Source organism: Kitasatospora sp. NPDC091257, assembly GCF_044757675.1.
GTDB classification, from domain to species: Bacteria; Actinomycetota; Actinomycetes; order Streptomycetales; family Streptomycetaceae; genus Kitasatospora; species Kitasatospora lactacystinica.
Genome location: NZ_JBIVVI010000137.1, coordinates 1 through 11,463, shown reverse-complemented (window position 1 = coordinate 11,463; position 11,463 = coordinate 1). Strand labels below are relative to the sequence as shown.

14 protein-coding genes are annotated in these 11,463 nt (G+C 75.0%); 9 read left to right on the top strand and 5 right to left on the bottom strand.

Features of this window, described 5'->3' with window-relative positions; translation table 11 throughout:
- The coding region (locus tag ACIQOV_RS09315; protein ID WP_401046691.1) for a LysR family transcriptional regulator at positions 1 to 300 on the bottom strand (300 nt) is incomplete at its 3' end.
- Between the two features lie 126 nt (positions 301 to 426).
- Between ACIQOV_RS09315 and ACIQOV_RS09310 the strand changes: the two genes are divergently transcribed.
- Together ACIQOV_RS09310 and ACIQOV_RS09305 are read left to right on the top strand one after the other, a co-directional pair.
- Positions 427 to 1,371, top strand: coding sequence for an FAD-dependent oxidoreductase (locus tag ACIQOV_RS09310; RefSeq protein ID WP_401046688.1), 945 nt, complete (start codon positions 427 to 429; stop codon positions 1,369 to 1,371).
- Positions 1,372 to 1,579: 208 nt separating this feature from the next.
- Complete coding sequence (locus ACIQOV_RS09305; RefSeq protein ID WP_401046687.1) at positions 1,580 to 2,071, top strand: hypothetical protein; 492 nt, start codon at positions 1,580 to 1,582, stop codon at positions 2,069 to 2,071.
- A 50-nt stretch (positions 2,072 to 2,121) separates the two neighbouring features.
- Here ACIQOV_RS09305 and ACIQOV_RS09300 read toward each other — a convergent pair whose 3' ends face one another.
- A complete protein-coding gene (locus ACIQOV_RS09300; protein WP_401046684.1) occupies positions 2,122 to 2,421 on the bottom strand; it encodes a hypothetical protein in 300 nt (99 codons plus the stop codon).
- A gap of 246 nt (positions 2,422 to 2,667) precedes the next feature.
- Between ACIQOV_RS09300 and ACIQOV_RS09295 the strand changes: the two genes are divergently transcribed.
- Entirely contained in the window at positions 2,668 to 3,108 is a 441-nt protein-coding gene (locus ACIQOV_RS09295; RefSeq protein WP_401046681.1) for a hypothetical protein, read from the top strand.
- Positions 3,109 to 3,208: 100 nt separating this feature from the next.
- Here the strand turns inward: ACIQOV_RS09295 and ACIQOV_RS09290 are convergent, their stop codons facing one another.
- Positions 3,209 to 3,838 carry an HAD family hydrolase gene (locus ACIQOV_RS09290; RefSeq protein ID WP_401046679.1) on the bottom strand — a complete coding sequence of 210 codons (630 nt, stop codon included), beginning with the start codon at positions 3,836 to 3,838 and terminating at the stop codon, positions 3,209 to 3,211.
- Positions 3,839 to 3,894: 56 nt separating this feature from the next.
- Here ACIQOV_RS09290 and ACIQOV_RS09285 point away from each other — a divergent pair, with 56 nt between their 5' ends.
- The 6 genes from ACIQOV_RS09285 (at position 3,895) to ACIQOV_RS09260 (ending at position 9,136) form a co-directional block, all read left to right on the top strand.
- Positions 3,895 to 4,392, top strand: a complete 498-nt coding sequence (locus ACIQOV_RS09285; protein ID WP_401046677.1) for a flavoprotein — start codon at positions 3,895 to 3,897, stop codon at positions 4,390 to 4,392.
- 107 nt (positions 4,393 to 4,499) lie between these two features.
- Complete coding sequence (locus ACIQOV_RS09280; protein ID WP_401046674.1) at positions 4,500 to 5,888, top strand: NAD(P)/FAD-dependent oxidoreductase; 1,389 nt, start codon at positions 4,500 to 4,502, stop codon at positions 5,886 to 5,888.
- 315 nt (positions 5,889 to 6,203) lie between these two features.
- Positions 6,204 to 7,166 carry a DUF6528 family protein gene (locus tag ACIQOV_RS09275; protein WP_401046672.1) on the top strand — a complete coding sequence of 321 codons (963 nt, stop codon included), beginning with the start codon at positions 6,204 to 6,206 and terminating at the stop codon, positions 7,164 to 7,166.
- Between the two features lie 263 nt (positions 7,167 to 7,429).
- Positions 7,430 to 7,735, top strand: coding sequence for a hypothetical protein (locus ACIQOV_RS09270; protein WP_359904794.1), 306 nt, complete (start codon positions 7,430 to 7,432; stop codon positions 7,733 to 7,735).
- Complete coding sequence (locus ACIQOV_RS09265) at positions 7,732 to 8,385, top strand: acyl-CoA thioesterase (RefSeq protein WP_401046669.1); 654 nt, start codon at positions 7,732 to 7,734, stop codon at positions 8,383 to 8,385. The genes ACIQOV_RS09270 and ACIQOV_RS09265 overlap by 4 nt, the downstream gene beginning before the upstream one ends.
- Positions 8,386 to 8,740: 355 nt before the next feature.
- Positions 8,741 to 9,136 carry a DUF2267 domain-containing protein gene (locus ACIQOV_RS09260; RefSeq protein ID WP_401046666.1) on the top strand — a complete coding sequence of 132 codons (396 nt, stop codon included), beginning with the start codon at positions 8,741 to 8,743 and terminating at the stop codon, positions 9,134 to 9,136.
- A gap of 43 nt (positions 9,137 to 9,179) precedes the next feature.
- On the opposite strand, the gene manA is transcribed toward ACIQOV_RS09260, so the two are convergent.
- A complete protein-coding gene (gene manA, locus ACIQOV_RS09255; RefSeq protein ID WP_401046663.1) occupies positions 9,180 to 10,487 on the bottom strand; it encodes a mannose-6-phosphate isomerase, class I in 1,308 nt (435 codons plus the stop codon).
- A 20-nt stretch (positions 10,488 to 10,507) separates the two neighbouring features.
- Entirely contained in the window at positions 10,508 to 11,440 is a 933-nt protein-coding gene (locus ACIQOV_RS09250) for an ROK family protein (RefSeq protein ID WP_401046692.1), read from the bottom strand.
- Between the last annotated feature and the right edge of the window lie 23 nt (positions 11,441 to 11,463).

Here is an 11,463-nt window from a genome sequence, read left to right as displayed (position 1 = left end):
CCCCTGGACCACCGCCGCCAGCCGCTCCTCGGCCGCCGCCACCTCCCGCAGCACCCGCCGGGCCTCCTCCGCGACCGCCCGCCCGACCGGGGTCAGCGCGCAGCCCTTGCCGGTGCGCTCCACCAGCTCCACGCCCAGCTGCCGCTCCAGCGCCTTGACCTGCTGGCTCAGCGCCGGCTGCGCGATCCGCAGCCGGCCGGCGGCCCGGGTGAAGTTCAACTCCTCGGCCAGTACGGAGAAGTAGCGCATCCGGCGCAGATCCATCCGGAGCTCCGTCCGCAGATCCGTCCGCCTGTCCATCCGGCGATGATAAGCGCGCCTTATCGCCCGGGACAGAACCGGTCTTGGACGGGACCGGGCGCGACCGGCTTACCTGGACACGGCCGCCGACATCGGGTCGGCGGCCCTCGGACGGAGGGGTTCGCGATGGACGTCGTCGTGGTCGGAAGCGGAATCATCGGGCTCACCACAGCGATCCGCCTGCAGGAGAAGGGACTTCGGGTCGTCGTGGTGACGGCCGACGGCCTGCTGTCGACGACCTCGGCGGTGGCCGCGGCCGTCTGGTTCCCCGTCGCCACGGGCACCGACAGTCGGGTGGCGGACTGGTCCGCGACCGCCTTCGCCGAGTTCGCCCGCCAGGCCGCGGACGGCGTACCCGGCGTCTCGATGCGCAGCACCCGGATGCTGGAGCACGAGCGGCAGTCGGAAGGCCTGCCCTGGTGGGGCGACGCCGTCCCCGACCTGCGCCGGCTGACGGCCGCCGAACGCGGACCGGAGTGCACGGACGGCTGGTCGTTCACCGCCCCCGCCGTCGAGATGCCGCTCTACCTGCCCTGGCTGTTCGGCCGGTTCACCGACAACGGCGGCGAGCTCGTCCACCGCCGCCTCGACGCCCTCGACCAGGCCCTGGACTGGGCCCCCGTGGTGGTCAACGCCACCGGACTCGGCGCCCGGAAGCTCTGCGACGACCGGGCCGTGCACCCGGTGCGCGGCCAGCTCGTCCTGGTCCACAACCCCGGACTGCCCAGCTCGACCCGCATCCAGGACGACCCGGCCGGCTACACCTACATCCACCCCCGCAGCACCGACGTCGTCCTCGGCGGCACCTTCCAGCCGGACGACTGGAACACCGCACCCGACCCGGCCACCGCCGAGGCCATCCTCGCCCGCTGCACGGCCCGCATCCCGCAGCTCCGCGACGCCCGCGTCCTCGCCCACGCCGTCGGCCTGCGCCCCGCCCGCCACGGCGGCCCCCGCCTCGAAGCCGACCCCGGCGGCCGGGTCGTCCACACCTACGGCCACGGCGGCGCCGGCGTCACCCTCAGCTGGGGCTGTGCCGACGCCGTGGCGGCCCTGGTGGAGCCGCACTGAGGCGAGTCGGGTCTTGGGGGCGGAGCAGCATCTGATGGTTCGTCAACGACTGTGGGCTCGAACGCATTTGCGGACTTCCGTCGCCCTGTTCGGTCCTGACCGACGGGTAGGTCCCGGACCGGTCACAGACCCATCACACGGTCCGCACCGAACAGTGCGGGCTCGCTACGGTCGCTCCCACTGCCCGCACCACGCCCCAGAGGAACCAATGCGTCGCACCGCCCTCACCCTGCTTGCCGCCGGCACCACCGTTCTCGGCCTGGCGGCCTGCGATCCCAGCCTCAGCACCAGCAGCAGCAAGAGCACCGCTCCCGCCGTCGCCGCGACCACGGCGGGAGCCCCCGCCCCGGCGGCACCCGCGGCAAGCGACACCGCCCCCGCGGCCGCCCCGCCGGCCGCGGCCCCGGTCGGCGGTGGTGACGCCGCGAAGGACGCCGAGATCACCAAGTGCACGATCAACGACGTGCTGAAGATGCCCGAGGCCGAGGTCAGGATCACCAACCACAGCGGCAAGAGCAGCAACTACATCGTGCAACTGGAGTTCACCGACACCTCCGGCACGCGCGTCGCCGAGGGTGCCGCCGCGACCAACAACCTCGCCCCGAACCAGGCCGCCGTGCAGAAGGCCCCGGGAACGGCGCAGGTTTCGGGCAAGGTCGGCTGCCGGATCACCAACGTCACCCGCTACGCCGCGCCCTGAGTCGAAGACACGGCCTTCCCGCCCGCCGGGAGACGGGTGGGGACGCTGCCTCACCCCGTTCCCGAGGGCGTGAGGTCCGGCCAGGGGCGGCCCGCCCGGTCGGAGGCGGCGGACCGCAGGAGGTCGAGGACCGTGGAGCCCGGATAGGTCCGGAAGTCGCGGTGGGTACTGCGGTGGTAGCAGCTCCAGTAGCTCACCACCCGCTGTTGCGTGCGGGCGAAGAAGGCGGGGTTGTCGACGAGGAACCGCCCGTAGGCCAGGCGTCCGGGGGAGTCCGGCACGGCGAGCGAGCGCAGCTCGTCCCGGATGTCGACCAGGATCTCCAGGACGTACTCGCCGACCAGCTGCACGACGAACGGGACGACCCACGGGTCGGTCGAGCCGACGATCTCCGCCAGGTGCCGCTGCCGGACCGTCCCGTCGTGGTGCCGCGAGTACAGGCAGTGCAGGGCCGAGCATACGGGCGGGTCCGGCCGGGTGTCCGGTCATTACGTGCACGTAGCGGGGGACCCCGGCGCGGGGTTTTCGCCACGGTTGCGCGCCGGGATCGCTCCGCTCCCGCCTCCGCTCACCAATTCCGTTCCTCCGGAGGAGCCTTGGCCTCGATCACGCTCGACGCCGAACGCCGTGTCCACGCCGACACCGGGCGTGTCCACGCCGACACCGGGCGTGTCCGGGTCGCCGCCGTGGACGCGCTGCGCTCGCTCGGCTTCCAGATCACCTCGGAGATGGCCACCGTGGTGGAGGCCCGGCGCGGCTCCGCCGTCCGCTCGGCGATGCTCCTGCCCGACCAGGTGCCGGTGACGGCCCGCCTCCACCTCGCGCCCGCCGACGGCGACCGCACCGCGGTGTCCCTGCACCTCGCGGACCGGGCGGTCTCGGTGATCGCCCTGGGTGTCCAGGACCCGTACGTGGCTGCCCTTCCGGACCACGCTGGGCGCCCTCGACCGGGCCCTCACCGGCCGCTCACCGTCTGCGCCACCACGCCCCGGTGCTCCCCGCCCTCCATCGCCCCGCCCGTCCGGATCCTGGTGTGAGGCTCACGGGGACGGGCCCGCCTCCGCGATCGCGCGGGTGCGGGACCGGTGCGGACCGGTGCGGACATGGCGTGCGGCGGCTGCGGGAGGCCCGTGGCCGCTACCGCCCCGTGAGGAGGTCGGCGAGGGCGGTCAGCGAGTCGACCGTCCAGTCCGCCTCGGGGGCCCGGGTCGTGAGGCCGATGTGGCCTCGGCGGAGGTGGGCGGTTCGCAGGCCCGCCGCCCGGGCCGGGGTGATGTCGTTGGCGGGGTGGTCGCCGACGTAGAGGATCTCGTGCGGGTCGCCGGGGGCCCAGGCGAGCAGGCGGTCGAAGAACTCCGGGGAGGGCTTGGCGGTGCCCCAGTCCGCCGAGGTGGCGATGGCGTCCGCCGGGAGCGCGAGCCCGGTCAGCAGGCCGGTGACCGGCGCGTTCTGGTTGCCCGCGATGCCGACCCAGAGGCCGGCGTCGCGCAAGCGGTGGAGGGCGGGCCGCACGTCGGGGTAGAGGTCCGTCTCGTCGAGGTGCTCGCCGTGGCCGGCGGCCTCCCGGGCGCGCCACTCGGCGGCGATGTCGGCACCGGGGCGCAGGACGCGGACGGCGTCGGAGTTGTCCCGGCCCCGGGCCACCACCGCGCCGACGAGGGCGGACATCGTGTGGGTCGGCACGCCGAGCCAGCGGGCCCAGCCGGCCCAGTAGCGGGTGTCGGAGACCAGGGTTTCGCCGATGTCGAACACCACGGAGCGGACCATGCGGGCAGCTTACTGTTCTGGGGTCCGCAGGTGGGTCGAGCGTGGGGATTCCGAGGGTGTCCGAGGACAGGAAGCCGGTGCTGTACGTCGTGGTGTGCGCGGCGGGGGTCGCGGGCGGGGTGGGGGAGCTGATCTCCGCCGCGCAGGAGCGGAACTGGGACGTCGGGGTGGTGGCGACCCCGAACGCCATGGCGCTCATCGACGCCGACGCGATCGTCGCGCGGACGGGGCGTCCGATCCGTTCGGCCTGGCGCAGGCCGGGGGAGCCGCGGCCGCTGCCGGACCCGGACGCGATCGTCGTCGCCCCGGCCACCTTCAATTCGATCAACAAGTGGGCCCTGGGCATCTCGGACACCCTCGCCCTCGGCATCCTCTGCGAGTCGTACGGCTGGGGCGTCCCGGTCGCCGTGCAGCCCTGCCTGAGCGCGGCGCAGGCGGCGCACCCGGCCTACCGGGAGAGCCTGGCGAAGCTGCGGCGGATGGGGGTGCGGATCGCGGACTTCACGCCGGGTTCGTACAGCTGGACGCGGGCCCTGGACCTGCTCCGGGACTGACAGGGTGGCTGATCGGCGGCGGCGATCCTTGCACTGTGAGGGGTGGCCCGCGGCGGACCCGCGGAGGTAGCGTCCGGGCAGGTCGGCGAGGGTGTGGGAGGTTTCCGGTGGCGGCGGTCAACGGCGAGGTGTCGTTCTGGTACGCGGCGGACGGAGTGCCCGAGGCGGGTCCCGGGCTGCCGGGGGACCGGGACGTCGACGTGTGCGTCGTCGGCGGCGGGTACACCGGGCTGTGGACCGCCTACTACCTGAAGAAGGCCGACCCCGGCCTGCGGATCGCCGTCCTCGAACGGCGCTTCTGCGGCTACGGCGCCTCCGGGCGCAACGGCGGCTGGCTGTACAACGGCTTCGCGGGCCGCGGCGCGTTCGCCAGGAAGTACGGGCAGCAGCGCGCGGCGGCGATGCAGCGGGTGATGGACGAGGCGGTCGGGGAGGTCGTCGGTGTAGCGGAGACCGAGGGGATCGAGGCGGACATCGTCCGCGGAGGAGTCCTCGAAGTCGCCCGGAGCAAGCCGCAGTTGGAGCGCCTCCGCGCCCATGTCGAGGGCGAGCGGGCCTACGGCGAGGGGCGCGTCGAGCTGCTCGGCGAGAAGGAGGCGAGGGAGCGGATCGACGTCGCCGGCACCCTCGGCGGCTGCTGGACCCGGTACGGCGCCCGCATCCAGCCCGCCCGACTCGCCCGCGGACTCGCGCGCACCGTGCGGGAGTTGGGCGTCGAGGTGTACGAGGGTACGGCGGTCACCGCGATCCTGCCCGGCTCCGGCTACCGCAAGCCCCGCGCCGTCACCCCGCGCGGGACCGTCACCGCCGACCATGTGCTGCGCGCCACCGAGGGGTTCACCGCCGGGCTGCGCGGCGAGAAGCGCACCTGGCTGCCGATGAACTCCGCGATGGTCGCCACCGAGCCGCTGCCGGACGGGTTCTGGGCGGAGGCCGGCTGGCAGGGCCGGGAGCTGCTGGGCGACTTCGCGCACGCGTACATGTACGCCCAGCGCACCGCCGACGACCGGATCGCGCTCGGCGGGCGGGGAGTGCCGTACCGGTTCGGCTCGCGGACGGACTCGGACGGCAGCACCCAGGTGGAGACGGTGCGCCAGCTCCGCCGGATCCTCGACCGGTTCTTCCCGGCCGCCGCGCAGGCCCGGATCGACCACGCCTGGGCGGGCGTGCTCGGCGTGCCCCGGGACTGGTGCGCCACCGTCGAGCTGGACCGGGTGAGCGGGCTCGGCTGGGCGGGCGGGTACGTCGGCAGCGGGGTGACCACCACCAACCTGGCCGGCCGCACCCTGCGGGACCTGGTGCTCGGCCGGGACACCGAGCTGACCCGGCTGCCGTGGGTCGGCCACACCGTACGGCGTTGGGAGCCGGAGCCGCTGCGCTGGCTGGGCGTGCACGCGATGTACGCCGCGTACCACGCCGCCGACCGGCAGGAGGCGGACGGGCGGGCCACCACCTCGCCGATCGCCCGGGTCGCGGACGTGGTCGCCGGGCGCTGAGCCGCCGGACGACGAGCCGCCGGACGTCGGGACCCCGGGCGCTGAGCCGCCGAACACCGGGTCGCCGCCGCACGGGCCGCCGAACACCGGCCCGTCGACCGGGCGCTGGAGGAGTGCGGTCAGCGCCCGGTTGACGGCCCGGCCTGCCGGACCGTGTGGCGGCGGCCGCCGGTGCCGTCGCCCGGCCAGGATGTGCGGATGACAGTGAACGAGCCGGATCCGCCGACGGCGTCGCCCGGTCCGCGGCCGCCGCGTCGATGGTCCGTTCGGACGTGCCGCCGAGCGGAGTCGGCCCGCAGCACCGACGGTGAAGGCGTGCTGAGGAGAACCCTGCCGGCCCTTGCGGTCGCCCTGCTGCTCTGCGTGCCCGGGAGCGGCGCGTGGGCCAGGTCGCCGGGCCGACAGGTGGCGGTCGTCGACCAGGCCTCGCGGAGCGTGCTGGTGCTGCAGAGCGCCGAGGAGCTGATGGCCTACCGCGGGCCGGGCCGGCTGCCGGTGGTCTGGGGCTGGAGTGCCGACCGGGCACCGGAGTTGGCGGATCTGACGCCCGCGCGCAGCTGGACGAACCCGGACGAGGCGAAGTCCCGTATCCGGCAGGGGCGCCGCTACCTGCTGACGACGGCCTCCGGCGGGTTGGCCGCCGTCGTGGAGACGACCGTGGGCCGCGTCCACTGGGCGGCGGACCTGGGGACGTCCGTCAACCCGCACAGCATCGAGCTGCTGCCGGACGGCAACGTGGCCGTGGCGGCGAGCACGGGCGGCTGGGTGCGGCTGTACGCGGCCTCGCAGGGTCCGCGGGCCGCCGCGTACGCGGAGTTCCCGCTGCCCGGCGCGCACGGGGTGCACTGGGACGGGCGGAGCGGCCTGCTCTGGGTGCTCGGCGACACGTCGCTGAGCGCGCTGAGGGTGGGCGGTACCCCGGCCGCGCCCACTCTCACCGTGGTGCGCAGCAGCCCGTTGCCGGGGCGCGGCGGGCACGACCTGGCGGGTGTCCTGGCGGCTCCGGGGCAGTTCTGGGTGACCACGCTGGCCGGCCTGTGGCGCTTCGACCCGGCCACCGACCGCTTCACCGCCGTGCACCTGGCCGATCCGGCCGCCGAGCGGGACGTCAAGAGCGTCGGTGACGAGCCCGGCACCGGCCGGCTGCTCACGGTGGCGCCCGAGCACGCCGCTCCGTGCGACTGGTGCACCTCGGTGATCACCCTGCACCGGCCCGATGGGGCGCGGTCGCTGCGCGGCACGCATCTGTACAAGGCGAGGTGGTGGAGTGGCTGGTAGCAGACTTTGGACTGCGGGGCGCCGATCTCGGGGCGCGCGTCGGAGATACCACCCGAAATGCGGACGGCATTCGGCTGATGGGGCATATTGTGTACACCGACAAACTACTCCGATGGGGGTCAGTTTCCCGTCGCGGTCCGCAAACCATCCGTCGCCCCCGGTCGGCTGGGATAGCGTCTTGGGGTCGGGGGGTCGACACCGATCCGGTGCAATCGAACGCTAGCTACTGGGCCGTAACGGCCGAATGAGTCATGGAGAAAAACATGCGGAATTTCCCTGCGGAAAACCGGCCGGACGGAGTGGACGATCTCCAGCTCGCGATGGAATCACTGGCCGCCTTCCCGTCCCGGAACGCCGGAAGCGGGGCCGATGTGACCGAGCGGCTCGCCGCCGTTCACGATCTGTGCCGCGCGGTCGACGCGGTACTGGACAGCCTCGTCGTCCAGGCCGCCGCCGAGGCCGCCGAAGAGGGGTGGACCGCGGCCCGGATGGCGGCCGAACACTCCGGCTACTACGCCAGGTTGCAGCGTGCGCTGCTCCCCGCCGGTGCCGGGCTGACCCGGCCGTGAACGCGGTGCAGCCGGGCGTGCACGTGCTGTCCTGCCCGACCCGGTGGAGCGACGTCGACGAGAACGGGCACATCAACAACGCCCGTCTGGTCGGCTACGTCCAGGAGGGGATTTACGACCTGTTCCGTCACCACGAAACCGCGGTGAGGGAATCGCTGTTCTCCTCCGGATTCATTATCGCGAGGCACGAGATCGACTACCTGGAGCAGTTGCACCACCGGCCCGAGCCGCTGTCGGTGCGACTCGCCGTGGAACGGCTGGGGCGCAGTTCGGTGCAGGTCGAGGTGAATGTCTGCCGGGATCGGCTCACCTTTATGCGGGCGCGGACCGTGGTGGTCGCGCGGGACCGCGAATCCGGCCGCTCGCGGGCGCTGAGCCCGGCCGAGCGGATCTTTCTCTCGGCGTTTATGGCGGACGCGGCCCGCGCCCAGGCGGTCCTGGCGGCCACGACGGTGACCGCGGCGACCACGGTGACGGCCCCGGCGACGGTGACGGCCCCGGCCCCGGCGGTGGTGGGTGCCGCCACGACGGTGGCCGCGGCGGCGGTGACCGCGACGACCCCGGCGCAGCGCGTACCGGGCGGCGCGGCCGCCGGTGCGATGGCGCCCTCCCGGCGGCCGCGCAGGCGGTGCCACGCCTCGGCGGGGTGAGCCCCCGCCGCGGGCCGGCGGCGTGATCGACGACGGCGCCGATCCGCCGGGGCCGGCCTTCCCCACCGCACGGCGTCCCGGGTTCTCCCCGCGTCCCAGGCCCTCCGCACCCCCGGCCCTCCCCTGCGCCCCCGAGCGTTCCGGAGCCCCGGCGGCCGGTGTTTCCCGGCCGTCCGCAGGCACGGTTCCGCGGGTCCACGGCGGAAGGCCGGTTCCGAAGGCGCCGGGGCGAGTTACGCTGAGCAGCACGGGCACCGGTACGTCCCACGGTGGTCACGGGCTGCGATCCCCCTCCTGGCCCGGGGTGAGCAGGCCACCGGTCCGGCCGGAGCCCGCCGACCGGAAGGAGGACGCGATGACCATCTCCTGGGAGGACTTCCTCGCCCGCGTCGTGGAGCGCGGCGAGTACCGGGGCGAGGCCGAGGCGGATCACGCCGCCCGGGTCGTACTGGCCCTGCTCGGTGAGCACCTGGTGGGGTCCGCGCGGGTCGAACTCGCCGATGCGCTGCCCGTCGGCTACGCCTCGCTGCTGCGCGACGCCGTGCCCGCGGCCGAGCCGCTGACCGCCGAACGCTTCGTGCAGGCCGTGGTGGGGTGGATCGACGGGGCGACCCCGGCGACGGTGCAGTGGGACATCGGGGCCGTGCTCAGCGCGGTCGCCGACCTGGTCCCCGGGGAGTTGCTGGACCAGGTGATCGAGCAACTCCCGGACGGCTACGACCTGCTGTTCGGCCACCCGGCACCGGCCTGAGGCGTGTCTCTCGGGCTCCCTGCCGGGCGGCCGTCGGGTGCCGCTACCCCGTGGTGGCCCGGAACAGCTCCGCGCCCGGGCCGGTCAGTTCGATCGGCCCGGCGCCCGGGCGCAGGTAGGCCGACGCGCCCGCCGGAAGGGTGAGTTCGGCACCGCCGGGCGTTCGCAGCAGGGCCTGCCCGGAGACGCAGAGCAGGATCTGCGGGGTGGGGAGGTCGACCCGGGCGGCGGCCGGGCCGGGGCGCAGACGGGAGAGCCTGAACTCCGCGGCGGGGGAGGGGAAGACCTCCTCGACGCCGGTTCCGGTGGCTGTTCCACCACCCGTGCCGGAGCCGGAGCCCGGGTCGTCCCCGAGCCGGCGCGGCGCCAGCACCTCCGGCTCCCCGGGCCGGAAGGACGTGACCGCCAGCAGACCGTCCACGTCGACGTGCTTGGGGGTGAGCCCGCAGCGCAGTACGTTGTCCGAGTTGGCCATCAACTCCACGCCCACGCCCCGCAGGTAGGCGTGCGGAACCCCGGCGTCCAGGAACAGCGCCTGCCCGGCCGCGAGCCGGACGTGGTTGAGCAGCAGCGCGGAGAGCAGTCCCCGGTCACCGGGGTACTCCTCGGCGAGGCGGGCGTACGCGGCGCAGCTCGCGCCGTACGGTCCACCGGCGGCCGCCGTGCGGCGCAGGGCCTCGGTGACGGCGGCGAGTTCGCCGCCGGAGGCGTGCGGCCCGGAGCGCAGCAGCTCGGGCAGCACGGCCTCGGCGGGCCGGGCGCGCAGGGCGGCGGCCCAGGGGGACAGCACACCGAGCGCGTCCAGCAGCCGGGCGGTGGCGGCGGTGGGCCGGAAGCCGCAGAGGGCCTCGAAGTCGCCGAGTGCGCAGATGAGTTCGGGCTTGTGCCCGCGGTCCTTGAACACCCGCTCCGGCGCGTCCGCCGGGATGCCCCGGGCCTGCTCCGCCGCGTACCCGGCCTCGGCCTGGGCGCGGGTGGGGTGGACCTGGAGGGAGAGCGCCCGGTCGGCGGCCAGCACCTTGAACAGGAACGGCAGCGCGGGGCCGAACCGCCGTACGGTGTCCGGTCCGAGCAGGCCTTCCGGGTCGGCCTCGATCAGCCGGTCCAGCGGCTGCTGTCCGACACCGACACCGGCGCTGTCGCCGCCGAGGCCGGACAGCAGGGAGGGCGCCGACGGGTGGGCGCCCAGCCAGAGTTCGGCCTGCGGGCCGCCGTCGGGCGCGACGCCGGTGAGCGCGGGGATCGCGGTGGGCGAGCCCCAGGCGTAGCGGCGGACGGGGTTCCGCAGGAGGGCGAACGGCGGGAGAGCGGGCCGCGGCGAAGCGGGTGGCGGAAGGGCGGTCGGCGGCATGCGGGCGGCTCCGGGGAGGCTCAGCGGCAGAGCGCGGCCGCGCCGATCAGCCCGGCGTCGGTGCCGAGTTCGGCGCGGCGCACGTCCAGGCCGCGAATGTACGAGAGGGCGGCGTAGCGGTCCAGGTGGCGGGCGAGCGGGGTGAACAGCACGTCCCCGGCGCCGGCCACGCCGCCGCCGACGACGACCCGGGAGAGGTCCACCAGGGCGGCCGTGGCGGCGATCCCGGCGGCCAGCGCCTGGGCGGCGCGGTCGAAGGACGCGAGCGCGAGCGGATCGCCCGCGGCGGCGGAGGCGGCGACGGCGCGGGCCGTCCGGTCGCCGTTCACCGGCTGCCAGCCCTGGGCGAGCGCCCGGCGGGCGATGGCGGTGCCGCTGGCGAGGCCCTCCAGACAACCGCGCGAGCCGCACGGGCAGGGTTCGCCGTCCAGGTCGACGGTGATGTGCCCGAGGTGGCCGGCGTTGCCGCTGGGGCCGGGGCGGACCGCGCCGTCGAGGACCAGTCCGGCGCCGACCCCGGTCGACACCACCAGGCAGAGCGCGTTGCCGGCGCCTCGGGCCGCGCCCTGCCAGTGCTCGGCGGCGGCCATCGCGACGCCGTCCCCGGCGAGGCGGACGGGCAGTGTGCGCGCTGCCACCGCGGGGTGCGCGGCGACCTCGGCGACCAGCGGGAAACCGCGCCAGCCGGGGATGTTGACCGGGCTGACGGTGCCGTCGGCGAGGTCGACCGGGCCGGCGCTGCCGATTCCGACGGCCGTCACGGCGGCCCAGTCGGCCGTGCCGGAGAGTTCGTCCAGCACCCGGTGCACCACGGCGAGCACGGCCGCGCCCGGCTCGGCGGCCGGGGTGGGCAGCTGGAGCCGGTGCCGCAGCCGTCCGTCGGCGTCGACCAGTGCCCCGGCGATCTTGGTGCCGCCGATGTCGAGGGCGGCGAACAGCGGGGTGAGCGGCACGGTGGGCTCCAGGAAGTAGGGGG

What these genes read in the sequence shown, in the direction of transcription:
- ACIQOV_RS09260 (WP_401046666.1), top strand. Translation starts at nt 8,741, where the DNA reads ATGACCATCTCCTGGGAGGACTTCCTCGCCCGCGTCGTGGAGCGCGGC.
- ACIQOV_RS09290 (WP_401046679.1), bottom strand. Translation starts at nt 3,838, where the DNA reads ATGGTCCGCTCCGTGGTGTTCGACATCGGCGAAACCCTGGTCTCCGAC.
- ACIQOV_RS09310 (WP_401046688.1), top strand. Translation starts at nt 427, where the DNA reads ATGGACGTCGTCGTGGTCGGAAGCGGAATCATCGGGCTCACCACAGCG.
- manA (WP_401046663.1), bottom strand. Translation starts at nt 10,487, where the DNA reads ATGCCGCCGACCGCCCTTCCGCCACCCGCTTCGCCGCGGCCCGCTCTC.
- ACIQOV_RS09270 (WP_359904794.1), top strand. Translation starts at nt 7,430, where the DNA reads ATGCGGAATTTCCCTGCGGAAAACCGGCCGGACGGAGTGGACGATCTC.
- ACIQOV_RS09305 (WP_401046687.1), top strand. Translation starts at nt 1,580, where the DNA reads ATGCGTCGCACCGCCCTCACCCTGCTTGCCGCCGGCACCACCGTTCTC.